General features: G+C 45.8%; 28 protein-coding genes. 6 read left to right on the top strand and 22 right to left on the bottom strand.

Translation table 11 applies throughout. The annotated features are described in order from the left end of the window. The 22 genes from H171_RS21475 to H171_RS21370 form a co-directional block, all read right to left on the bottom strand. Positions 1-264 carry a EutN/CcmL family microcompartment protein gene (locus tag H171_RS21475; RefSeq protein ID WP_100306945.1) on the bottom strand — a complete coding sequence of 88 codons (264 nt, stop codon included), beginning with the start codon at positions 262-264 and terminating at the stop codon, positions 1-3. Continuing rightward, positions 258-563, bottom strand: a complete 306-nt coding sequence (locus tag H171_RS21470) for a BMC domain-containing protein (protein ID WP_100306944.1) — start codon at positions 561-563, stop codon at positions 258-260. The genes H171_RS21475 and H171_RS21470 overlap by 7 nt, the downstream gene beginning before the upstream one ends. 14 nt (positions 564-577) lie before the next feature. Beyond that, positions 578-1,423, bottom strand: a complete 846-nt coding sequence (gene eutJ / locus H171_RS21465; protein ID WP_100306943.1) for an ethanolamine utilization protein EutJ — start codon at positions 1,421-1,423, stop codon at positions 578-580. Beyond that, on the bottom strand, positions 1,408-2,022 hold the full coding sequence (locus H171_RS21460; protein WP_100306942.1) for a hypothetical protein: 615 nt from the start codon (positions 2,020-2,022) through the stop codon (positions 1,408-1,410). Before H171_RS21460 ends, eutJ begins: the two co-directional genes overlap by 16 nt. After that, positions 2,022-3,158, bottom strand: coding sequence for a 1-propanol dehydrogenase PduQ (locus H171_RS21455; protein WP_100306941.1), 1,137 nt, complete (start codon positions 3,156-3,158; stop codon positions 2,022-2,024). Before H171_RS21455 ends, H171_RS21460 begins: the two co-directional genes overlap by 1 nt. 71 nt (positions 3,159-3,229) lie before the next feature. Then, positions 3,230-3,664 carry a EutP/PduV family microcompartment system protein gene (locus H171_RS21450; RefSeq protein ID WP_100306940.1) on the bottom strand — a complete coding sequence of 145 codons (435 nt, stop codon included), beginning with the start codon at positions 3,662-3,664 and terminating at the stop codon, positions 3,230-3,232. Next, positions 3,661-3,999, bottom strand: a complete 339-nt coding sequence (locus H171_RS21445; RefSeq protein WP_100306939.1) for a BMC domain-containing protein — start codon at positions 3,997-3,999, stop codon at positions 3,661-3,663. Before H171_RS21445 ends, H171_RS21450 begins: the two co-directional genes overlap by 4 nt. Before the next feature lie 16 nt (positions 4,000-4,015). Continuing rightward, positions 4,016-4,969 carry a choline TMA-lyase-activating enzyme gene (gene cutD, locus H171_RS21440; RefSeq protein WP_100306938.1) on the bottom strand — a complete coding sequence of 318 codons (954 nt, stop codon included), beginning with the start codon at positions 4,967-4,969 and terminating at the stop codon, positions 4,016-4,018. Between the two features lie 22 nt (positions 4,970-4,991). Next, positions 4,992-7,556 carry a choline trimethylamine-lyase gene (cutC, locus tag H171_RS21435; protein ID WP_330398893.1) on the bottom strand — a complete coding sequence of 855 codons (2,565 nt, stop codon included), beginning with the start codon at positions 7,554-7,556 and terminating at the stop codon, positions 4,992-4,994. An 82-nt stretch (positions 7,557-7,638) separates the two neighbouring features. Continuing rightward, a complete protein-coding gene (locus H171_RS21430; RefSeq protein WP_100307616.1) occupies positions 7,639-9,135 on the bottom strand; it encodes an aldehyde dehydrogenase family protein in 1,497 nt (498 codons plus the stop codon). A gap of 30 nt (positions 9,136-9,165) precedes the next feature. Continuing rightward, positions 9,166-9,474: a BMC domain-containing protein gene (locus tag H171_RS21425; RefSeq protein ID WP_025230286.1), complete on the bottom strand. Its 309-nt coding sequence runs from the start codon at positions 9,472-9,474 to the stop codon at positions 9,166-9,168. Between the two features lie 17 nt (positions 9,475-9,491). Beyond that, positions 9,492-9,788 carry a BMC domain-containing protein gene (locus H171_RS21420; RefSeq protein ID WP_025230287.1) on the bottom strand — a complete coding sequence of 99 codons (297 nt, stop codon included), beginning with the start codon at positions 9,786-9,788 and terminating at the stop codon, positions 9,492-9,494. 20 nt (positions 9,789-9,808) lie between these two features. Then, on the bottom strand, positions 9,809-10,090 hold the full coding sequence (locus H171_RS21415; RefSeq protein WP_054790482.1) for a hypothetical protein: 282 nt from the start codon (positions 10,088-10,090) through the stop codon (positions 9,809-9,811). A gap of 4 nt (positions 10,091-10,094) precedes the next feature. Beyond that, positions 10,095-11,093: a DMT family transporter gene (locus tag H171_RS21410; RefSeq protein ID WP_100306937.1), complete on the bottom strand. Its 999-nt coding sequence runs from the start codon at positions 11,091-11,093 to the stop codon at positions 10,095-10,097. Beyond that, positions 11,093-11,383, bottom strand: coding sequence for an ethanolamine utilization microcompartment protein EutM (gene eutM, locus H171_RS21405; protein ID WP_025230290.1), 291 nt, complete (start codon positions 11,381-11,383; stop codon positions 11,093-11,095). Before eutM ends, H171_RS21410 begins: the two co-directional genes overlap by 1 nt. Continuing rightward, positions 11,373-12,347: a DMT family transporter gene (locus tag H171_RS21400; protein ID WP_100306936.1), complete on the bottom strand. Its 975-nt coding sequence runs from the start codon at positions 12,345-12,347 to the stop codon at positions 11,373-11,375. Before H171_RS21400 ends, eutM begins: the two co-directional genes overlap by 11 nt. A gap of 321 nt (positions 12,348-12,668) precedes the next feature. Then, entirely contained in the window at positions 12,669-13,502 is an 834-nt protein-coding gene (locus tag H171_RS21395) for a MerR family transcriptional regulator (protein WP_100306935.1), read from the bottom strand. Between the two features lie 236 nt (positions 13,503-13,738). Continuing rightward, positions 13,739-14,059, bottom strand: a complete 321-nt coding sequence (gene trxA / locus H171_RS21390) for a thioredoxin (RefSeq protein WP_100306934.1) — start codon at positions 14,057-14,059, stop codon at positions 13,739-13,741. 288 nt (positions 14,060-14,347) lie between these two features. Further along, positions 14,348-15,493, bottom strand: coding sequence for a hypothetical protein (locus H171_RS21385; protein ID WP_157803203.1), 1,146 nt, complete (start codon positions 15,491-15,493; stop codon positions 14,348-14,350). Between the two features lies 1 nt (position 15,494). After that, complete coding sequence (locus H171_RS21380; protein ID WP_100306932.1) at positions 15,495-17,690, bottom strand: YhgE/Pip domain-containing protein; 2,196 nt, start codon at positions 17,688-17,690, stop codon at positions 15,495-15,497. 215 nt (positions 17,691-17,905) lie between these two features. Next, a complete protein-coding gene (gene deoC, locus H171_RS21375; RefSeq protein WP_100306931.1) occupies positions 17,906-18,592 on the bottom strand; it encodes a deoxyribose-phosphate aldolase in 687 nt (228 codons plus the stop codon). 19 nt (positions 18,593-18,611) lie between these two features. Then, a complete protein-coding gene (locus H171_RS21370) occupies positions 18,612-19,721 on the bottom strand; it encodes an SIS domain-containing protein (protein ID WP_100306930.1) in 1,110 nt (369 codons plus the stop codon). Between the two features lie 257 nt (positions 19,722-19,978). On the opposite strand from H171_RS21370, the gene agaB reads away from it, so the two are divergent. The 6 genes from agaB to H171_RS21340 all read left to right on the top strand — a co-directional run bounded on the left by agaB (position 19,979) and on the right by H171_RS21340 (position 24,237). After that, on the top strand, positions 19,979-20,455 hold the full coding sequence (agaB, locus tag H171_RS21365) for a PTS galactosamine transporter subunit IIB (protein WP_100306929.1): 477 nt from the start codon (positions 19,979-19,981) through the stop codon (positions 20,453-20,455). 131 nt (positions 20,456-20,586) lie between these two features. Next, positions 20,587-21,369, top strand: a complete 783-nt coding sequence (locus tag H171_RS21360; protein ID WP_100306928.1) for a PTS mannose/fructose/sorbose/N-acetylgalactosamine transporter subunit IIC — start codon at positions 20,587-20,589, stop codon at positions 21,367-21,369. Then, complete coding sequence (locus tag H171_RS21355; RefSeq protein WP_100306927.1) at positions 21,356-22,147, top strand: PTS system mannose/fructose/sorbose family transporter subunit IID; 792 nt, start codon at positions 21,356-21,358, stop codon at positions 22,145-22,147. The genes H171_RS21360 and H171_RS21355 overlap by 14 nt, the downstream gene beginning before the upstream one ends. Positions 22,148-22,325: 178 nt before the next feature. Then, a complete protein-coding gene (locus H171_RS21350) occupies positions 22,326-23,075 on the top strand; it encodes a GntR family transcriptional regulator (RefSeq protein ID WP_166433641.1) in 750 nt (249 codons plus the stop codon). 67 nt (positions 23,076-23,142) lie between these two features. Continuing rightward, on the top strand, positions 23,143-23,580 hold the full coding sequence (locus H171_RS21345) for a PTS sugar transporter subunit IIA (protein ID WP_100307615.1): 438 nt from the start codon (positions 23,143-23,145) through the stop codon (positions 23,578-23,580). Between the two features lie 3 nt (positions 23,581-23,583). Continuing rightward, entirely contained in the window at positions 23,584-24,237 is a 654-nt protein-coding gene (locus tag H171_RS21340; protein ID WP_100306925.1) for an HAD family hydrolase, read from the top strand. The last annotated feature ends 4 nt before the right edge of the window (positions 24,238-24,241 follow it).

The following is a 24,241-nucleotide window of genomic DNA, read 5'->3' as shown; positions in this document are numbered from 1 at the left end:
CTATATAAATTGGCAATCTTCATCAATAATCCCAATTACTACGGCATCGACTGGGATTTCGTCGCTTCCAAGCATCCGCCTGGCAGAAGAGCCGGTGGAAATGATCACACGGTCACCGATTCCCGCGCTGACGATATCTGCTACGATCAGCCGCTCACCTTCCCGTGTACCTCCAATGATCTCGGCAAGCATAAATTTATACCCATTTAAGGACTCCGCTTTTCTGGTTGCCCATATGTTATCAATCAATCTGGCCGCTACCATTCTTCCACTCCTCTCTTCTCTCTTTGCTTAATCTCGTCCATGGCTGCCTCTACCGATGCCGTATCTCCAAAAATCGCAAGCATGATCATGTTCTGCGGGCAGCTTCCTCTGATATCTTCTACCGTAACACCTACTGCTTTTTCTGCCACATCTGCGGCACAAACCATTTCGATGATCCTGCCCTGTACCAGTCCTACTGCATCTACCGGTCCTATGGGGGTGGAAGTGCCTGAGCCCTTCCTTCGGTTTAAAATATCGATGGTTCCCTGTGACGGTGATTTAATTATACGGTATTCCATACTGTCCACATCCTTTATGCCAGCTCTTCCTGCGTACAGGAAAATGCAATTCCCAGAGGGGTTACAAACATTGGATTCTCAGGCTTCCTTGTCCTGATTCCCGTCTGTTTTTCAATGATTGCCTCAATCCCGGTCAGGCAGCAGGTACCGCCTACCAGGTAGATTTCCTGAACATCGTGTCCTTCGATATGGCGTCTTATGATGGAAGCCACCTTCTCCACAACCGGCTTTAAAACCGGCAGCAGTTCTTTATGGTGTTCTTCTTTCCTCTTATAGACCTCTGCCTCCTGAAAGGACATTTGATAAGCACCGGAGACCACCAGGGAAAAATGAGTTCCTCCTGTTGGTTCATCCGCTACATACACCACCTTTCCATCTTTTAAAATAGAAATTCCGGTGGTGCCGCCTCCGATATCTACGACTGCACCGTTTTTAATTTTTAAAACAGCATTTGCCGCCGTAGGCTCATCGAGAAGGGCCGTTATTTCAAATCCAGCTCCCTGAACTACATTCTTAATGGCTCCGCCGTCCAAAGAATCGGTGCCCGGAGGAATGGCTGCCGCCGAATAAATCAATTCTGTGCCCAGCTTTTCCTCCAGTTCTTCCTTAAGCTCCCGAACAATCCGGATTGCACCGATGTAATCCACGACCATTCCATCCCGGACCACATCCGCATACCGGTAAGCACCTGCCACAGGTTTGTAATTCTCATCTAAAACAGCCAGTACCACACACGCCGTTCCCAGATCGACACCGGTATAGTAAACAGAGGAGCTTCCCTTAACGGGCTGCTTAACAACTGCTTCAAACTGGCTCACCAGCTCATTGCAGCCATCAAATGTTATTACTTCCTTTGACATGCTTTTCCTCCATATTCCAGACATATCATCTGCGATAAGCGGTTAATGACCGGGTTTAAGTTTTCGCTTCCTGCTTCAGCCGCCAGCTCTCTTGTGCAGCAGCGCAGGCGGTGCAGAAGAAGGATTTCTTTTCCTTTTTCTGACTGAGCATGAAAACCTGTTATTTCAAAGCAATCCTCAAAAGGTTCCTGCATATTATCCTCATGAAATCCGGTGCAGGGTTTAAATCCGGTTTCCTCTTCCCTGCCCTCTTTTTTTAGGTTGGAAAGTTTTCGTTCCAGATCAAATACTTGTTCTGCCAGAAGAACGTCCCGGCTTAAAAGTTCAAGGCCCACTTCCAAAAACTGCGCCTGAAGCGTTTTCTTTTTTAGCAAGAAACCATCCCGGCAGATTTCTTTTTCCTGTGCTTCTTCTTTTTTCTCTGCAGGTTTCTCATTTTTTCTTTTTACCATCATGGGATCGTCACTTATGAGAATCTTCTTATCCACCAGGAATTGTCGCGCTCCGGGTGTCAGTCTTGTTCCCGCAGGGAGATCATATGAAGTAAAGGGTTCTCTTCTGAATAAAATCCTCAAATCGTCTTCCGTGATGAATTTCATTAATAGCCCCCCTTACACAGTTTCCGATAGATGGTTTCAATCTCTTCTACCGTAGGCACCCTTGGGTTAGTCAATGTGCAGTTGTCAGCCAGTGCTTTTTCCGCCATTTCCCGTACGGCCTGCTCAAATTCGTCTTTATCAATCTTTAAGTCTGTAATCTGCTGCGGTATTTTGATCTTGTTCATCAGATTTTTAATGTGACGCACCAAGCCGTGTACCGTGGCCTTATCTGTTCCGGCCGCGATTCCAAGCATATTGGCAATTGCCACATACCTGCCGCAGGCTTTCTGCTCACTGGCGTCTTCCAGACCAGCGTTGTAGCTGATGACATGAGGAAGCAGGATCGCATTGCTTCTTCCGTGTGGAATGTGAAAGCGCGCTCCCAGAGCATGAGCCATGCTGTGGCAAAGCCCTAAGGAAGCTCCGTTAAATGCAACTCCAGCCAGACAGGAAGCATTGTGCATATGAGTTCTGGCTTCCATGTCGCTTCCTTCTTCTACGGTACGTGTCAGGTAGTTCCACACCAGTCTCACCGCTTTTTCCGCACAGGCATCGGTAAAATCACCTGCATTGGTTGAAACATAAGCTTCCAGGGCATGGGTTAACACATCCATTCCAGTATCCGCTGTAATGTGAGGCGGAACCGACACCGTAAAACGGGGATCAAGAAATGCTGCATCCGGCACCATGCTATCGGAACGCAGCGGATATTTCGCCTGGGCCTGTGGGTCGGATATAACAGAAAAATTAGTTACTTCACTGCCGGTACCGCTGGTGGTTGGAACCGCAATTAAGAACAGTCTCTCATTTCCCATCTGACTGAAGATGTGGCTTGCTGCCTTTGCCGTATCAATAGCAGAGCCGCCGCCAAGGGCGATCACTGCATCCGGACCAAAGCATTTCATTCCACCTATAGCTTTTGAAACGACTTCAATGGTCGGATCGGGCACTACTCCAGAAAACACTTCATAGCTGCTCCCCTTTTCCTGCAAAAGCTCTGTAATCCAGTCTACCTTTCCAGACTGGGCCATAAAGGGGTCACAGATAATATAAGCCTTCGTCACAGGAAGATCCTTGATCTTATCCAGACAGGAAGATCCCATATATACCTTTGTATTCATTACAAATTGCTCCATGTTACATTTCCCTCCTTTCCTCTTATTTGCCCACGTTCTTTGGGCATAAAGGTATACCTGCAGGGTATTACCTAATAGTTTAATGCCTCCATTAATTCCTGAAGGCCTGTCCGTTCAGACAGATTAATATGATAGTAGGGCTCCCGTACCCCGGCCTTTTTTAACTGACGGATACACCAGCCGTCATGTTCCGGTTTTTCTCCGCTTCCCGTTATCACACCGATGACAGGAACCCGAAACGCTTTTGCAAATCCTGGCGGGTAACTTTCCCGGCATGAGGACTGGTCTACCAGCATCAGTACATGAGAGGCATCCTGTGCCGCTGCAATGATATGCTTATGCATCCAGGGACTTTCTAAGTAAACCCCCGGCACATCCAAGGTTTTTTCCCCATACACCATATTCTGGGTTCTTCTGGCCGGACCGGTAAAACCGTTTATGGCATGAGCCAGGGAAGTCTTCCCGCTGCCGCCGGGACCGATGATCATGATTCTTTTCTTTCTCATGTTTTGGTTACCGCAGGCACCATATAGCCCAGGCCGCGGTTTAAGGTATCGCATACCGCAGTCAAAGCGGTTTCCACACTGTCCACATCGCCGGCAATGATCACAGAGCCTGTGAAGCGGTCTAAGAAGCCCACCTGCACATCTGCTGCCTTTGCTGCAATATCCGCCGCAATGATAGAGGTTTCAAAAGGGGACAGGGTGAGAATTCCGATGGCTCCCATTTCATCGATGCCAAGGCATTCATACACCTCCGGAATGGGAGATGCGATCACATGGGCGATGGTCACCTGTTTACCAGGAACGGATTCCTCTATGACACGCTGCATCTCAATCATGGCCTTTTCCCCTTTCTTAGTGCTTCACCACAGTAACCGGAAATTGATATTCCTTCATCCAGCCTTCAATCCGGTCTAAATCCTCCGGGCTTAAGCTTGGATCCCCTTCAATGGGATATTTCATATCAAGCTGATTATATTTGTTAACGCCCAGCTTATGGTACGGAAGTAAATCAATTCCCTTAAAATTTTTGTAGTCACGGAAGGGCATTAAGAATTTAATGACCTCATCGATCTCTTCCCGGCTGTCATTGATCCCCTTTAACATAGGCATGCGGACTTTCACATTAAAACGGTGGTGAAGCAGTTCCTTTAAATTGGTAAGAATCTGTTCGTTGTTCACACCCACCAGTTCATTGTGGCGGACAGGATCCATATGTTTGATATCAAACAGAAACAGGTCCACATACTCTGCAATTTTTAAAATCGTTTCCGTATTTGTATAACCACAGGTCTCAATTGCCGTATTGATCCCTTCCTGCTTGCAGGCCATTAACAGGTTTAAGGCTGCTTCCGGCTGGGCAGTCACTTCGCCGCCCCCAAGAGTCACGCCGCCGCCTGAAATATCATAAAAGGCAGAATCCTCTTCCACGATTTTAAGCAGTTCTGAAATGGTCTTAACTTCTCCGGCAATGGTCAGCGCTGCATTGGGGCAGACATTCTTGCATTTCATGCATCCGATGCAATCCTTTTCCCGCCGGATTTCATGTTTTCCCGTCTCTTTGGATATCACATGGATTCCCACGGGGCATACATCAGCGCACGCCCCGCAGTTTACACAGGAATTCTGCTTATACATCACCTGGAATTTCCGCACCATTCCTTCTGGATTGGAGCACCATTTACACCGGAGCGGACAGCCTTTAAAAAATACCAGGGTTCTGATTCCCGGCCCGTCATACATGTTGTACTTCTGCACGTTAAAGATAAACGCCTTACGTTCAATCTCTCCTGTCGTTCCATGGTCCATTGTGATTGATCTCAACTTTCTTTTAGAAATGTGTCAGCATAGTTCTGCTTATGATCTCATCCTGTACATCCTTGCATAACTCTACGAAGAATGCGCTATAGCCGGCTACGCGGACGATTAAGTCGCGGTACAGCTCCGGATGCTTCTGAGCCTCAACCAAGGTATTGTTATCCAGGTAGTTGAACTGCATCTCGCCGTTTCCTAACATACAGGCCGTACGAAGAAGGGTGATAAGGCTTTCTTCCCCTTCCTGGGTATCCAAAAGACCAGCCATGATCTTAAAGTTATGCACCATACCGATGTTCATGCTGTCATTGGACATCTTGGATACGGACTTGATGATTGCAGTCGGGCCCTTGAAGTCTGCACCCTGGGTTGGGCTGATTCCGTCGGAAAGAGGCAGCCATGCATTACGGCCGTTGGCAGAAGCGCCTGTCATCTGTCCGAATGGAGTGTTATTGGAAATGGATAAGGTACCATGGCTTAATACAGAGTATAAGGTCTTATATTTCCTGTGTTCATGCTCTGTAAAGTCAACCAGGTCAGCTGCAATTAAATCTGCATAATCATCATCATTTCCGTATTTTGGAGCATTAAGGCAATCGGTGCGGATCTGGTCATATCCCACAAAGTCAGCCTTTAACGCTTCGTTTATCTGCTCTAATGTATATTTTTTCTCTTCAAATACAAGCTTCTTGATCGCTGCCATGGAATCTGCATAGGTAGCAAGTCCGGACCATACCACACCAGGTCCGAAGTTGTACATCGCACCGCCTGCGGATACATCCTTTGCTTTTTCCATACAGCCTTCGTACATGATGGACATGAGTGGCTTCGGAGCTAAGTCTCTGTGAACGCGCTGGGAAATTACGGTAGCAACATCGGTCCACTTTGTAATATATTTGATTTCTTCTTTTACGGCTGCTTCAAACTCTTCGTAAGTTTTGAAGTTGCTTAAGTCACCCATATCCGGGCAAACCTGCTTGCCATACCATAACGGAGTTCCGTGGTTTAAAACAAGCTCGATACAGATCGGCCACTGGGTATATGCAGTGGATGTCCACTGATAGAGACGTCCTGACTTCTGAGGCTCTACACAGCCCATCAGGCAGTAATCACGTGCATCTTCAATGGATACGCCTTTTGCAAGCATCATCTTGATGTGGGCATCGTCAAAGTGGCAGGCTGGGAATCCCATACCGGAACGAACCACATCTACGATCTTTTTCATGTACTTTTTCGGGGACTTGTTGTGGATACGGCATGCAAGTGATGGCTGGTAAATCTTAACATGACGAACGGCATCCATAAGTAAGTAAGTTAAATCATTGGTGGCATCGTGTCCACTGCGGGTCACACCGCCTACACACATGTTTACGAATGGCTGGTAGCCTGCAAAGAATTTGGAACCGCCTTCGCTGGTGATCCACATCATCTCAGACATCTTGATCAGCATACAGCCTGCAAGCTCAAATGCCTGGTAATCATTCATACGTCCGGATTCGATGTCATCTTTGTAGAATGGATACATATACTGATCCACACGTCCGATGGACATACCGGTCTGGTTTTCTTCCACTACGAGCAGGGATTCGATGGTCCATACTGCCTGGATGGCCTCCCAGAAGGTTCTTGGCTTGTGAGCAGGAACGTAAGCATTTACTTCTGAAATCTTTAACAGTTCTTCCTTACGCTTTGGATTGGTTTCCTTTGCTGCAAGCTCTGCTGCATACTCGGAAAGTCTCTTTGCGTAGATCATAACGCCTTCTGTGGTATCAATAATGGATTTGTAGAAATAAATCTTCTCAATATCATCAGGATTCTCATAATCCAGTTCTTTTAAATGATCCTTGGCTTCCTGCTGAATATCCAGCATGCCCTTCTTCATAAGGATCACATCATAGCCGGGGTTTGAATCTCCGCCGCCGTTGATGGCATGGTAAGAGCAGTCAGATACAAAGGATTCTCCGGATAATTCCCAAACGCCTGCTTCACGGTACTGATCTTCACAATACTCATCAACCGATTTGCCGGACCAGTATGGGAACAGCTCTTCTTTCATGATTTTCTTGTCTTCATCGGAAATATAGAATGGATCCTGAGGACGTGTACCGATGGTATCGATCTCATCTACCATCCATCTCCATGCGATATCCGGGGAGAATGCACCTGCACGCGGAGCGCCGCAGGGAGCACCTACGATGAGCTCGTTGTCCTGAATGACAAGGGGAGCTGTTTCACAGCAGTAACGGAAGCATTTTGCACGAAGCATGATCTTTGGCATACCAGGGTTTTCTTTTGCGATCTTGGTAATAGCCCTTGCACGGTATGTTGTGATCGATGGTTTATGCTTTAAATAATTTTCCTTTAAGTTCTGAAGCCTCGGAGTAATGCCATCCGGTATCTCTGTTCCTCCCTCAAGGCATGCTGCCGCCTGGGAAGCAGGCTCTTTTTTGTTGATTTCATCGGAAACAGTTTCAAACATCTTCATCAGAGAAGCTCTTTCTTCTGGTGTCATGTTCTTCGTTGCTTCCACAAATTTATTTGAAAATTCACGAATATCCAATCTGGTTTCCCTCTCTTTCAATTATTTGCCACCTAATGAATCAAGCGGATATGCTTGCATATCCAGTTGATTCACAAATTCAAGGTTGAAAGACGCTTTTCTTTCAACACTTATCATCAAGCTCCCTGGACAAGGTTTCTAAAATCTGTTTCAGGAGCGCTTTTGCATCTTCGCTTCCTCCTTTTGTCTCAGGAGCTTTTCCATGTCCGCCCGAAACGTTTCCTGTAACTCCAAGGAATTCTTTCGCATCCCGGACTCCATATCCCACACTCCGGATGTAGATGAAATTCATGGGCGACACGTTGTCAGCCGTAATTCCGGCGCCTGTCGTAATACTACCAAGGGTCATGGCCGGAAATAAGTTCGTGGTCGCTCCCATGCTGCCCAGGGTGGCGGGTGTATTGACAAGGATTCTGCCCACCGGCTTCTTTAAGGCGAACTGGCGTATCACTTCTTCATTCCTGGAGTGGATTACCAGGGTGTGTCCATGGCTTTCGTTAACCAGAAGGCTCATGCATTTCTCGCAGGCGTGCATCCAGTCATTTTCAATGTAATAAGCCAGTACAGGACACAGAAGCTCTTTTGCAAACGGATTCCTGTCAGAAATATACTTCTGTTCAGAAACCAGCACCGTTGTGGAATCAGAAACCGTAAATCCTGCTCTGACCGCAAGTTCTGCTGCCGGTCTTCCCATGATTTCCGTATCCGCCTTCCCGCTTTCCAGGCAAAGGAGATCAATTAACTGTTTCTCCTCTTCCCCATTCATAAAGTAGGCGCCGTTCTTTAGCATTTCGGCTTTTACTTCTGCTGCAATGAGGCTGTCTACCACCATATACTGCTCGGCTGCAGACACGATCCCATAATCAAAGGTACGGCTTGTAATGATATCCTCTACCGCCTGTCTTACATCGGCAGTCCGTTCCACAAAGACTGGTCCGTTTCCGGTACCGCCGTAAATATAAGGTTTTCCGCTTTCTGCTGCCTCGCGGCACAGCTCCGGTACTCCGGTGTTGACCACCATGGCTGCTGCCGGGTGGCGGATCAGCTCCAGGGTTCCTGCCCTTGTCACTGTCTTTAAATACCCGATGGCTCCTTCCGGAAGTCCGCAGCATTTTCCTGCTTCCATCAGCCGGTCAATCAGTCTGCCCGTTACCTTCCCAGCCCTTTCATGAGGCGCGATAACGATGGGGTTGCCGGACTTAACAGCGATCAGAATGTTGTAAATCGCAGTAGAAACCGGGCTCACTGCCGGCGTCAGTGCGGCAATCACACCCACAGGAACGCCAACTGCCATGGTTTTATGCCTTGAGTCTTCTTCTAAGATGCCGACACACCTCATATCTTTTAAGCGCTCCGGCAGGAAATTGCAGACAAAGGTGTTCTTCACGTACTTGTCCTGGAAACGTCCATATCCGGTTTCTTCCGCGGACATGACCGCCAGTTCCTCCGCCAGTTCCTTTGCTGCCGCAGCCAGGGTGCCTGTAATGAGATCAAGCGTTTCCTGGGGGAAGGTAAGCATGGTCTCTCTGGCTTCCCGTGCACTTTCCATTAAAATCCTTGCCTCCTGTATGGAGAGCAGGTCTTTATCTACAAAATTCATATTCGATTCTCCCTTCATCCGGGATGCCTGCTATTCCTGTTCAGGAGCAACACTTAAGGCATATCGTCTGATGATTTTTTCAAGATGGGGATGAGGTCTTGGAATGACTACGGAGCTGTAAACATCCGCTCCCATATCCTTTACTGCCTTAATTCCAGCTTCTACAGCCGTCTTGCAGGCTCCCACATCTCCCCGTACCAAAACAGAAATATAACCGGAAGCTACATTTTCATAGCCGATGAGTTCCACATCAGCCGCCTTGCACATTGCATCCGCCGCTTCGAGAACAAATACCAGACCAAATGTTTCTACCGCGCCTATGGCTTCATATCTTTCCATATACTGTTTTCCTCTCTCTATGCGTCTATATCGTGTACGGATACAATGTCTCCGACCTCTTTAATCGGCCTTGGCATTACGTTCTTTGCTGTCAGCTTGCCGATTGCTGCTGCCGCTTCTGCACCTGCCTCTACGGAGGAGCGTACCGCTGCCACATCACCCTTTACCATAATGGTCACCAGGGTGGAACCTACGTTTTCATAAGAAATCAATTCTACATCTGCTGCCTTAAGCATCTTGTCTGCTGCCTCCAGTGCAGGAACCAGTCCAACGGTCTCTACCAGGCCTAACGCTTCTTCGCCGTAATATCTCACCTTTGTAAACCTCCTCTATGCTATTTGCGGTATTTCTTATCCACATATTTGTCAACTGCGCTTCTTCCATCATCATTGATTTCGTAGCGCATGCGCAGCTCTCCGTTCTGATCTAAGTCATAGCTGCACAAGTTGACCATACCGTTTGCTTCCAAAGACATAACATGATCCATGTAACGGTCTTTGGTAAACTGGCGTTCTCCGCCGTAAAGCGGTTTTAAAGCCTCCATGATCTGGGCAATATCCGCATTTTCCACTCCATATAAATAATTTAAAACCGCTGTTCTTGCAGGTAATAACATTTCCTTATTCCCCTTTCCTGAATAAATCCAGTGGATTCATGGTAACCAGAATCGCACCAAATACGATTACAAAAGAACCGATTACAATCGTAGGTGTCACTGCCTGTCCCAAAAACAGGATACAGAAGAAAACTCCCCAGAACGCATAGGTTACATTTAAGGACATTCCCACAGCACATCCAACGGTGGAATTACTCTTATACCAGCAAAGGAAAGACACTGCGGCACTTAAGCCGGATACTGCAAGCCAGATGGCTGGTATTCCTGCCATAAGTGTTCCGCCAAGAAGTCCCAGGCCGCCAACGATAGGTAGGATCACGAATAAATCCACAACACCGGAAATCAGCTGGCGTAAGTTTACTGCAACATCAGTATCGATCATGGCTCCGCCGTAAGTGGCAAATACGCCTTCCAGGGCCCAGCAGATTGCTGCAATAAAGGAGAAGATAATTCCCAGTGTGAAGTTATCACTGCCTTCCGGCTTCGTCCAGTTGATGATGATAGCGCCAGCCACACATACCAGCATACCTAACATGACTCTCTTGGTGATTTTCTGTTTTAAGAAGATCCATGCAAAAATTGCACCGAATAAACTGCATAATGCGGAAATTGGAATCGCATAGGCACCGGCCATGGCAAGGCCTACCAGATAAGCGCCATTGGCAATGGGACCTCCGAGAATGGATCCGATGACTATCATTTTACCAGGGAATGTATTAAGGCTTCTTCCCATCTCACGGATACGGCCGCTTTTTGCATTATAAGCAGTCAGCCAGATTCCTGCGAAAAGATCGTTTAAGCCGGAGCACACATATGGTCCTGCTAAAAGTCCTGCCGCACTGACAAGAGGTTCATAATATCCGGCCACCAGTACAAGTACGGTATAGATTCCGTATGTCAGTCCGGATAATGCACCGGTTGTCATACCGGTTGTCCTGAATTTTTTATTGACTGCCGCCATTTTTGCATCCGCGGATACAGATGTCATTCCTTGGTTACTCATTATTTACACTCCTTTTTCTCTTTCGGAAGAATGGTTTCAACCTCAGCGTGAGGACGAGGAATTACGTGAACGGAAACCAGTTCTCCAACTCTCTGGGCTGCAGCCGCACCTGCATCGGTCGCTGCCTTTACCGCACCGACATCACCTCTTACCATAATGGTAACAAGACCGCCGCCGACAAATTCTTTTCCTACCAGAGTAACGTTTGCTGCCTTTACCATTGCATCTGCAGCTTCGATTGAACCGATCAGGCCCTTTGTCTCGATCATTCCTAATGCATCAAATTTCATTGCTTACTTCCTCCTTTTTTATGAGCAATTCAAATGGATCTACGGAAACTAAAACCGCGCCCAAAATGATTATAATGGAACCAATGATGATAGTCGGGGTCAATGGCTGTTTTAAAAACAGGATACAAAACAGCACTCCCCAGAACGCGTAGGTAATATTCAGTGACATTCCCATAGCGCAGCCTATTGTACTGTTGGATTTATACCAGCACAAATAGGATATTGCGGCGCAAAGTCCGGAAACCAGCAGCCACATAACCGGCGGCATTGAGAACAGGGTGTCTTTTAAAAGTCCCATGCCTCCCACCATCGGCAAAATAACAACCAAATCCACAATACCGGATAATAGCTGGCGTATGTTGATTACCACATCGGTATCCAGCATAGCACTTCCGTAAGCTGCGAATACACCTTCCAAAGCCCAGCCGATGGCTGCAACAAACGCGCAGATGATCCCAAGGGTAAAATTAGTGCTGCCTTCCGGCTTTACCCAGTTGATGACTATTGCTCCAACCACACAGATCACCATTCCAATGCCAACTCTCGGCACGATTTTCTGCTTTAGGAAAATCCTTGCAAACAATGCTCCAAAGAGTATGTACATGGCGGAAATCGGTATTGCATAAGCTCCTGCCATGGCGAGTCCCATGAGGTATGCTCCACTTGCTATGGGTCCGCCAACCAGAGAGCCGATAAGAATGATTTTTCCCGGGAACAGGCGTAAGCTTCTTCCGATTTCCCGGATTCTTCCGGTCTTTACGTTATAAGCGGTCAGCCAGATGCCTGCAAACAAATCATTCAGGCCCGAGGTTACATAGGGAGCAGCAAACAACCCAACCGCTCCGGCTAGAGGCTTGTAATAACCGGCGATCAAAACGAATGTGGTATATAACCCATACATAAGACCTGATATCAAGCCTGTTGTAACGCCAATTGCTTTAAATTTTTTTCGTGCTTCCGTCATTTAAGTTTTCCTTCCCCAATTGGTGCTGCACAAAATTCAAGTTAGCATGTTACTCTGCTTTTTTCTTCACGTTCAGCTGAAAACGTTTAGAAAACACATCACGCCAGTTAATGTTACTAATTTTACGTAGACGCTTTGTGTTTTTCTATGCATTTAGTATAAATGTTCCCCCTAGGGTAAATGTCAACAGGTTTTTAAACTTTTTTATGCTCCAAATATTGGGAGGAACGGAACCAGCCCGGAAAATAAAAAAAGACCCCCCTGGTACAGCTTCTTTTTGAATACTGTATCCAGGGAAGCCAGCAATTAAAAGATGCTCCCTTATTCTCTGTATATCGGAACAATGATCTCTGAAACAAACTCCTCCCGGCTTCTGGTGGTCCAGTAATCGACCACATACCGTTCAAAGCTTTCTTTCCCGCACTTATAGCCCCTTTTTGCCGCCCATTTAAGTATTTTCTCATATTCTTCATCAATCGTTTCATGCTTTCCGATATGATAAACCGACGCAGCCATAAATCCTCCAAAGACCTGGCGGTTCAAACAGTTCCTGCATGGATGAATGGCCTGCTGCATGATTCTGGTGCGGCTGCATTTGCCTGCCATCTTTTCCTCAAATGAATCAAATTTTAAAATCACCGGTCCTGTGATTTCATTCTCTTCTTGCTCTAAGTGATTGGTCCATTCTATATTGATAATGGATTCCATGTAATTGTAGTCAAAGTCCTGCTCCATGCCGCAATAGGTCGCCGGCTGTATATATTTTACGGCAACATCATGAACATCATTCAGGAGCACCAGTTTGGCTTCCTGTATCAGCTCATACCAGTCCTTAACCGCAATATAGCTGTTATGGATCTGCTGCTCCTGAAGACATAACTGGTCAATCTTGTTCCGGAAATTCTGTTCCAGGTAATAATAAGTATTTCCTTCGACCAGTCCCTGCATCTCTTCCAGTTTAAATCCCATTTGCTTGTAGTATTTCACCACCGGGACAGTCAGAAGCGACTCTTTGTTATAATACCGGTAGCTGTTTTCCTTGCAGATCATATCCGGAGATATGATACCGATTTTATCATAAAACCTCAAAGCTTTTGTAGAAATGTTGCAGATCTTACTCACTTCCCCAATTGAGTATAATTTTTTTTCTTTCATTGAAACCCCCTAAGCATATGCCTTGTCTATGTGTCCATTAATAGTTTCCCTCTACAATTACGAGTTTATTTGTACTGATTAACTTAGTATAATCCTTCCTGTATAGGGGAATGTCAATAACTACTTATGTTATCTATTTTATACGAAAAAGATACGATCCGGAAGCAGTAAAAAGCTGTAAAAAAAGACCACTGGCCGTTCCGGTTAACCGGAAGACCCGTGGCCTTTGCTGTATTTTATCTTAATTTCTCAATCATATCCAGAACTTCTTTCTTGGATTTCACTCCTACGGAAGTAACTGCCGCCTTACCATCCTTAAAGAGTACAAGGGTCGGAATGCTCATAACCCTAAACTGCCCTGCTAAGTCCGGCTGCTGGTCAACATCCACCTTGCCTACCTTAACGCCGGGAAGATTCCCTTCAGCAATTTCGTCTATCACCGGTGCAAACATCTTACACGGACCGCACCAGGTCGCCCAAAAATCCACCACCACAATGCCGCTGTTATCTGTCACTTCAGTTTGAAAATTCTCCTGTGTTAATGTTAAAACTGCCATATCATGTTCCTCCTTCTTGACTTGCTTTTTGTGTATTCACGAAAAGCGCCTTTTATTCATAATTATCAACATTACTCCGGGTCCGGGTATGCGCCGATCATATGATGAACAGTACATCCTTTGCAATGTTTTCCAGCCGACGGTGTTCTTTTTTATAGTTTTATCATAATCTTCTTAAATATCCCCGCTTTTTGGATTATTGCATGGAAAACTGTAACTTTGTGAGTTTCAGTATCTTTACTGTTATTATAAAAGTTACAGTTGTATTTGTCAATAGATTTTTTTTATTTACTTATAAAAGTCAAGGCCTAATTGCCCGGTTCTTTTTAGAAACTCGTCCTTGACCTTCTGCAATCCGTCACCGGAGGATTCCCCGCCTGTCTCAGACAGTTTCCTATATTCCAGAGCATCAGAAGAGATCTTACCGCCTTCATATCCTCCGCTCAGCTTCAGTCCAAGCTCAAATCTTTCATTATGATATGTAAGATTTAACTCAGGGATCTGGAATGCCCTTTTCCCCTCCTGCCCATTGCCAAAATAGACCTTTGCGCTCATATCAAGCTTCCGTTCGCGAAGCATTATACTTCCTGCTACTGACAGCCCTTCATTAGACTCCAGTAAAAGGCTCATATCAGCCAGACCCTCCACTTTGATCTCCGTGATATGCAGCCCCTTGTCAATGATAAAGAATATTTCCTGAGCCTCTCCCTGGGTCTTCCGTTCCTCTAACATCTGTCCCCATTCTTTCATATCCTTTCCGGGCCCCGCTCTAAGCAGTTCTCCTGCCTTACTCAAATAGGCGTCAAAGAGACCGGAAGGTACTGATGCCTTTATGGTTACGCCACTCTTATCCCTGCTGACAAACTCCATATGGCTCTGGTTCATCATTTGGACGGTATCCTTTTTCAAGGTTTTAAGCTGATCTCTTAAATGGTCTCTCTCTTCCGGGACAATGGAAAAACCGATAACCTCTTTTAATGTATCCTGGCTGGTTCTTATGGTAGGTCCTTTCATCCCAGGTATGGATATTACGGCATTATCTCTGTCAGCCCAATAATGGACTCCATCCCTTATGGCCCCAAGAAAATACACATCAAGGCTTCCCTGGGTAAAGGTATGTTTTTCATCCCTTTGCTCCTTCCAGTTGATGCCAAACCCTCCCGGAAGTATCAGCACAGAATGACCATTCCAATCCACTTCATCAGCTATAAGCTTCAGGGAATCTTCCTCTGCCCCTTTTCCTTCCTTGTCCTTGCCCCATAAATCCATTAACCGCCCTCTGGTTTGCAATGCCGACCGTGTCAGGTAAAATCTTGCATAATGGATCGGAAGATAATTCCATACCCAAACGCCGAGAAATATTAAAAGCAGTACCACCCCGCCGGCCCAGGCCAGCCGCCTTCTGATTCCCGGCGGCTTTTTTTCCTTTCCCATCTTACATGATCCCTGTTTGGCTGAGTTTTTCTTCAAAAAATTCATTCAGTTTTAACACCTTCTTCCGCAATACGATTCCAACCAACAGTGATATAGGAATATAGACCAGCACATTTCGTATATCTATCCAATAATCATTCCCGTAAGTACCTCCTACACACTCTCTCATAGCATTGATGAGATGAGTAAATGGAAGCAATGGGTTTACCATCTGGAAAAACCGGGGAGTTACCTGTATGGGAAACGTGCCGCCGGAGCCTGCCACCTGAATGACCATAAAGACTACCACGATCGCTTTGCCCACGTCCCCAAAGGAAACCGTCATGGAATAAATGATATTGGTGAATATGATACTGGCTGCCACTGCTGCCAGCACAAATTTTCCCGGATAAAGGCACTGGATCTTTAACATATACAAATCTCCCAAAGCCACCACAAGCGCCTGGGCGATTCCAAACAGCATAAAGGTGAGATACCTTCCAAAATAGGTTTCATACAGCTTAAGCCCTTTCGATCTGCTCTCTTCTACCTTAGTCTTTACCAAAGCCACCAAAATGAGTCCTCCCACCCAGATGGCCAGAATGGTATAAAACGGAGCCATGGCGGAACCATAAGTTTCTACCGGGTAGATTTTGTTGGTAACCATATCCGTAGGCATCTTCATAAAATCACTGAGCTGATCCGGGTCATTCTTCATGATGTCCATGATCTTATTTAGCTTCTCATTATCCGCCAGCTTGTTCACGTTGTCGATCATATCATCCACCCGCTCCTGACTCCTGTTCATCAGGCTGACGGCACTGTCTAAAGCCTCGATCAGGCTCTGGGATGAGGCTGTTACGCTGTCAAGGGTGGTATCGATCTGCCCTACCATGCCTCCAATGCTGTCTAAAGCTCCCGCAGTAGTACCCAGGGCATCATAGGTCTTATCCAGACTGTCTTTTAAAGGAAGCTCCACCTTACCGGTGTAAAAGTTAAGTACGTCTGATATGGAGTTGGTGACCCCGTCAAGAGTGTCTCCAATATCCTTCTCCATGGTATCCGGCAGCCGTTTTGTCTGTTTTACAGTCTGCTGTGCAGCCTGCAGCTTCCGGACCAGTTCCTGCTGCTGTTTAACGGTATCTGAAAGCTTCTGCTGAAGAGTTGTAATATCTTTTAATGGAATGGGCAGCTTCTGGTTAATTGTCCCTAAAACCTTGTTTACGCTGTTGCATTGATTGATGCTTCCTGTGACCAGATTTTCCGTGGCTTTTAATGCATCCAGTGCTCCGTCAGCGGATGTGTCCGTCAGCTTGCCGATCACCTGAAAGGACTCATACACGGATTCTTCTACCTGGTTAATATTATCCAGGGTATCTCTAATACCTCCTGTCATTGTATCAGAGAATCCTCTGGAGGAATCGATCAGGGTTTTTGCACTTTCAGCCGTTTGTCCGCCGGAATCGATCATTTTGCTCACATCCGGGAGAGTCCCCTTCATACCGCCATTTAAGCTGTTGACGGTGCGGAGAGTGGACTGAAGCATGGTAATGGTATCCACCAGCTGATTCAAATCTGTTTTTACATCCGTAAGAGTGCTGACGGCATCGTCTCTGTCCGTTTCCTTGTCAGTATCCCAGTTGGTTGAATATTTGTTTAAGGCCTTCCCAGCCACCTTTGAGGTAGAATTAATAAAGGTTTCATTAATTTGCTGCTGTACGCTCTCCACCCCTTTGCCGGTGATCTTTGTGGCAATGGCGTTTTTCTTCTCATTTACATAATATTCAAGCACCGGGCGCTCAATGTTAGAGGTAAGGACACTTGATATTTTCTGGCTGAAATCCTCGGGAACGATAACTGCCGCATAATATTTCCCGGATTCCACTCCATCGATTGCTTCTTCCTTATTGACGAACTGCCAGCCTATCTGTTCATTTTTTCTAAGTTCATCAAGAATCATTTCACCAATATTAATGGAAGAATCATCAATATCCGTGTCAAATATATCGTCAATAGAAGCCCCCTTATCCAGGTTGACAACCGCAACCTTAAGTCCCTTTGTATTGGCATAAGGGTCCCAGCTTGCAGCGATGTTAAACCATGCATATAAAGCTGGGATCAGTGTAAGCCCCAGAGCAATAATGACTGCTACCGGATTAAACGCAATGCGTTTAATATCACCGGCAAAAATTTTAAATATGTTTTTAACATGAACCATGTGTGCCTCCTTGGTATATCAGCTAAGAAATTTTGCATTTCCGTATTATAATATTTTCCCGCAACAAATGCAATGCCTGTTTCCCATTATCTTATTAAAAGGTGTTAAGAAAGGTGTTAAAAAAGCTGTTAAATGACCTAATGAGCAGTACACATCGGTCATTTAACAGCTTTTCACTACAGGAAATAAAAATACTTCTCAAGGGGCATTCCAGCCTACATACGTTTCTTAAGCTCTTCCACGATAAAAACACTTGCTGTAGAACCGATTCTGCTGACTCCAAGCTCTATCATCTGAAGAGCAGTATCCAGGGTCCTTACACCTCCTGCCGCCTTTATCTTAATTTCATCTCCTACCATTCGCTTCATCAGTGCCACATCTTCAAAGGTCGCCCCGCCAGTTCCAAATCCGGTGGAGGTCTTAATATAATCCGGATGCACATTCAACGCGATCCGGCACAATTCCTCTTTCTCCTGGTCTGTAAGATAGCAGTTTTCAAAAATCACCTTTGAAATCACCTTGTTTTTTCTGCAGATTTCCGTTATCTCTGCCATTTCCTTTTCTATGAAGCTGTAATTTTTCTCTTTTAGTTCCGTAATATTAATCACGTAATCGATCTCATCAGATCCGTTTAAAATGGCAGTCTTTGTTTCATTCATCTTATCTTCTATGGTTGTCTGCCCTAACGGAAATCCCACCGCTGCGCCCACATGGACAGAGCTGCCTTTCAAAAGCTTCCGGCAGCGGACCACCTGCGCCGGGTTGATGGCTACCATCTTAAAGCCATATTCCATGCTCTCCTCGCAGAGAGTTACAAAATCCTGATGGGATGCAAAGGCTCTTAACTGCGTGTGGTCAAAATAAGCGGCCAGTTCTTTCTGGCTGATCTTCATATTCCCCATAAATAGTCTCCTTTAAGAATCAATCATCCTCATCCTGATTCTCATAGTTTTCCGTTTTGCATGCGGCAGTATCTTTCATCTTCTTTAACAGAGGATGCTGCTTCCAGCGGTTTAGTGCTGTGGTTGCCTGATATGCAAGGATCTGGAAAAACGGCAGGAAGCATAAGGGGGTTAAAAGCTCCGGCAGCTCCACCGGAAGGTTTAAAATCCCTTCTCCGGTGTACCCAGGCTGATTGGTTATTAAAAACGACCGGTCAGTTACCTCCCGGCAGGCTTTAAAAATGGTCTGGATCCGGCTGCTGCAGTTTCCTCCGTCAATGAGAAATACCGTATAACCGGGAGTCATCTGAAGATTAGGACCATGCAGAAATTCCTCAGACTCATAAGCTACAGAAGGGATCTTTACCGTCTCACCTAACTTTAATGCGCCTTCCAGTGCTGTGCCGTAATTAGCGCCTAATCCGCACACATAAGCATTTTCCATGGAGGTAAATTCTTTATAATGATCTTCATAGAATTTCATGGTTTCTATTTGCACCGTCTCATGAATCCGGGCTGCCTTCTCCATATCCCGGCATACTGATTCTGCCTCTTCCTCCGCCATCAGTCCTTTTCTAACGGCAGCTTCAAGAGTAAACAGCATGAGAAACAAGGCAAACGAGGTTACACCCTTTGTCACATAGCCTACGGTTTCCACTCCAACCCCATAATCGATCAGCACATCCGCATAATCTTTCATATCACTGGAGATACTTCCTGTAATTCCGATTGAGGTGCGTCCCTGCCCGCGGATCATCTTAAGCGCATCAATGGAATTGGTACTATACCCACTCTGGGAAACGACAAAAACAAAATCCCTGTCCGTAAAATCATGTTCACTGCTAAGAAAGGTGAAGGGGGATATGATCTTAACTTCAGATTTTAAGTAATACCTCATAAACTGGCGTGCGCAGTACGAACCATTATAGGAGGACCCGGAAGCCACAATCCAGACGGTTTTGTAATTTCCCTTTTCATATTCTGCGATCAGCGGAGCTGTCAGTTCCTTCCGGTTTTTAATAATATTAAGCATTACCTCAGGAGACTCTTTCACATACGTCATCATTGTTTCTTTTATTTTTTCATTCATTTTGTTACCGCTCCTTTTTTCGTTTTGGTAAAAATGAGTTAGAAAGTATTTTGTGCAATAATTATATCATATCCCTAAGCATAGTCAATAATGTATCGAAAACATACAAATATTTGTAATTACATATTGACAAACTTTCTTCATGATACTATTATTTATTTATACATTATTTATACTTTTTTAATAAAAGAGAGTGAAAATATATAAAATAGTACAAAATATCTGAGGATACAAATTTCAAAAGGAGTGACAAACATATGCCCAACATTCTATTAACAAGGATCGATAACCGGCTGGTACATGGTCAGGTGGGATGCTCCTGGGTGGGAGCCATCGGATGTAATCTGATCGTAGTCGCAGACGATGAGGCTGCGGGTGATCCGGTCCAGCAATCTCTGATGAAGATGACCGCCGATTCCACCGGCGTGGGGATCCGATTCTTTACACTTCAAAAAACAATTGAAGTCATCCATAAAGCAGCGCCAAGCCAGAAGATATTTATAGTAGTAAGAAATCCACGGTCTGCAAGAGCCCTGGTTGAGGGAGGAGTTCCCATCGATAAGCTCTGCATCGGTAACATGCATGTAGCTCCGGGAAAGAAGGTATCAAACGAGCCTCATGTGTATCTGGATGAACAGGACTTAGAGGATTTGAGATTGATTCGGGGAAAAGGCATCGATGTGTATATCCAGATCGCTCCCGGAGATAAAAAGCATGATTTTGAGGTGAAGTAAAAATATTAGTCAGGTCTAGAAAGAATGAGATGAAATACCCTGCGGGCATACCTATATGCCTGGAATTCCAAAAGCAATAATGATGAAAACCGCAGGAAGAAACCTGCGGTTCAATAAAAGGAGGGTTTTTTATGCAAATTACTTTAATCCAGGGGATTTTGCTGGCTTTACTGGCCTTTATCTGTGCCTGTGACGCCTGCTGGGAAGCCTTTTTCTGGTTCCGTCCCATCGTTGTCGCCTTCTTCGCCGGAATAATCCTGGGTGATGTTCAGGTAGGCCTGGCTGCGGGCGCCGTTGCAGAGCTTTCTTATCTGGGACTGCTGACCGTAGGCGGTACCGTTCCGCCTGATCCCCTGATGGCAGGCATGATGACAACAGTCATCGCATTCACGACTGGCCAGAGCGCAGAAACAGCTCTGGGACTCTCATTGCCCTTCGCTTTGCTGGCACAGTGGGTCGGAATTGTCTGCAATACTACTTTTGCAGGTTTTTTACGTCCCCTGGATCACGCATGTGAGAACGCAGACACGAAGAAATTTACACAGATCGTTCTTCTTGGAGTTGCAATTAAAGCCGGAATCTACGCATTGATCACATTTCTTTCTGCTTTTGCATTACAGACCCAGATCGCAGGATTTGTAAACATGTTCCCGGAATGGCTGATCCACGGATTCGAAATTTCCGGCGGCCTGCTCCCTGCAGTCGGTCTTACCCTGCTCCTTGTTGTCATGCTTAAGAAGCAGAACGTGGCATATCTTTTTATAGGCTTCTTAATGATGACATTCTTGAAACTGGGCAATATCCTTCCGGTAGCTATCGCAGGAATCGCTGTTGCATTCATCGGTTATCTTAATGATGAAACGATCAGAAAGAACGCCGTAACTGTAGGAGGTGCTGACGATGAAGGTATCTAGAAATAAATTGACAAAAAAAGATATTAATCAGATGAGCCTGCTTTCCATATTAGAACAGTCCTGCTTCAGCTTTGAGCGCATGCAGGCTCCCGGCTTCTGCCTCGGACTGCTTCCCGGATTAAAGAAGATTTACGGGGACCAGAAGGAAGAGATCTCAGATGCCATGAAAAACAACATGGACTTTATCAATACCGAGCCCCATATGGCAACCTTCCTTCAGGGTCTTGTCCTCTCCCTGGAAGAAAACGGACAGGACAGATCGTTGATCAAGGGAATTAAAACCGGTTTATTCGGCCCACTGGCAGGACTGGGAGACGCCATCTTCTGGTTTACCTTACTTCCCATTTCAGCAGCTATCTGCTGTTCTCTTGCCAGCGGCGGATCAGTACTTGGTCCTATCCTTTATATAGCCATCTGGTTTTTAGGAGCTATATCAAGACTGTGGTTTGGGCGCATGGGATATAACATGGGTGTGGGAGCCGTTGATTTAATCAGTTCCAATGCCAGCGCCATTACAAAGGCTGCAGGCATTCTGGGCATGATGGTAGTAGGCGGTCTGATCCCAAGCTACGTATCCCTTCATTTTGCAGAAACGCTGGTAGCTCCCGGCGGCGTATCCATACAGGCAATCTTCGATTCCATTATGCCGAACATACTGCCTTTGGGGTTTGTATTCACCCTTTACTGGCTGTTTAAGAAAAAACATGTTAATACGCTGATGCTGATCATTCTTATCATTCTTGTATCAATCGTATTGTCTTTCTTTAAAATCATGTAACTCACGGAAGGAATCTAATAGAATTCTGCCGGGGGCCGTACAGGAAGAGCTGGAAGAATTTACCTTCTCCTGTATGGCCCCTTTAGCTATGCTGGATATCCGTTAGAATAGCATTGCAGGTAAAATCTCTCAATGATATACTGTACTAATGGGGTTTCCCAGCCATGGAGGTGTGTACATGAAGTTTGAATTTATACAAATTGATAAATATAGTCCTGTTCCATTGTATGAACAGTTAAAGAGCTGCCTGATTAAGGCGATCCGAAGCGGAACCCTGATCCCGGGACAAAAGCTGCCCACAGAGGATGAGCTATGCCGCAAATTCGGCATTTCCCGCCCTGTCGTCCGACAGGCCTACGGAGAACTGAATAAGCTTGGACTGCTGGAAAGGAAGCGGGGCTCCGGAAGCTTCGTGAGAGCAAATACAGACCGGGGAATATTTTTGATGCAGCTTGTCAGCTACCGGGAAGAGCTGGCCATGATCGGCATGAAGCCTGGAACCGATTTAAAGAAAAAAGAAATCATCCCATATCATGCCCGGGTTTACGAAAAACTGCGATTGGATCCCAAACAGCACTGCCTTCATCTGGAGCGCATGCGTTATGCGGACAAACGTCCTTTTACTTTCATAGAAAATTTTGTTCCCATGGATCTTTTTCCGGGAATTGAAGCCCATGATTATGGAACAGAATCACTTTATCACATCATGAAGGATGTATATGGAATCTATCCGGCTAAGGCGGTCCGATCCATACGGGCGGAAATCATTGATCCGGTACAGGCCCACCTGTTTCACATAGAGAAAGACTCTCCGGTTCACATGCTGGAAAGCATCGCCTACGACCAGTACGAACGTCCCATCGATTACAGCATTGAAACCTATCCCGGCAATACTCACCGATTCGACTTTGTCGTTTACAGAGATTAATCTGAATGGAGAATCGCCCCGAGGGAATAGCTATATGCCCAAAAACGCGGGCAGGAAAGAGGATATTATGATTGGAATCATTATTACAGGCCACGGAGCATTTGCAACCGGAATTTCAAGCGCTGTAGAGCTTCTAACCGGCCATCAGGATTTTATAATACCAGTCGATTTTAAGGGGGAACACAGCGAGGAACAGTTAAAGGAGCATTTAAGGGCCGCCTTCGACCGCTTACAGGACTGTGAACAAATCCTCGTTCTATGCGATATTCTGGGAGGCTCCCCTTTTAAAAATGCAGTGATGTTAAGCATCGGGGATGAGCGGATAAAGGTCCTTTACGGAACGAACCTGGGCATGACCGTTGAACTGGCAATGCGCTGCATGATGGGCCAGATACCGGAAGCAGACATACTGGCAGATGAAATTATTGAAATAGGAAAAACTCAGATCGGAAAATACAAATATGAACCGGTAGAAGCGTCTGAGGACTTTGAGGAAGGAATTTGACCAATGATAAAAGCAGTTATATTTGACATGGATGGGGTTCTGATCGACAGCGAAATCATATATTTGAACCATATGTATGAAAAACTGAAGCTTAAGTACCCCCAGATCAACAGAGAAGCGCTGTTTGCCGTGGTGGGATCCACCACGAAAAGGACGATGGAGATTGTAAGTGACGTAATTGGAGAGGATGTGGATTCCCACACGTTCCAAGAGCTATATGCAGGACTTTGGGCCGATTGCCGCCCGGATTACCCTTCTATTTTAAGAAAGGAAGTCCCGGAGATTTTAAAGGAGCTTCACCGCAGAGGTTATCAGGTGGCACTGGCATCTTCTACCAGCAGGGCAGGGATTGAAGACGTGCTCACGTCCTGCGGGCTGAAAGATGACTTTGACTACATTGTAAGCGGCGAGGAATTTAAGGAAAGCAAGCCTAATCCGGAAATTTATCTCCATACGGCAGACACCCTAAAGCGTGAACCAAAGGAATGCCTTGTGGTGGAAGATTCTACCTATGGGATCATGGCAGGTCATGGAGCAGGAATGACTGTGGCCTCCATTATTGATGACAGGTTTGGTTTTGACCGCAGTCTTGCGGATTATTCCATAAACGGGCTTTGGGAAGTATTAGACGTACTGGAAGAGTTGAATAGCAGATAAACCA

Origin of the sequence: [Clostridium] celerecrescens 18A (assembly GCF_002797975.1) — a bacterium.
GTDB classification, from domain to species: Bacteria; Bacillota; Clostridia; order Lachnospirales; family Lachnospiraceae; genus Lacrimispora; species Lacrimispora celerecrescens.
This window is presented reverse-complemented; position numbering and strand designations above follow the sequence as displayed.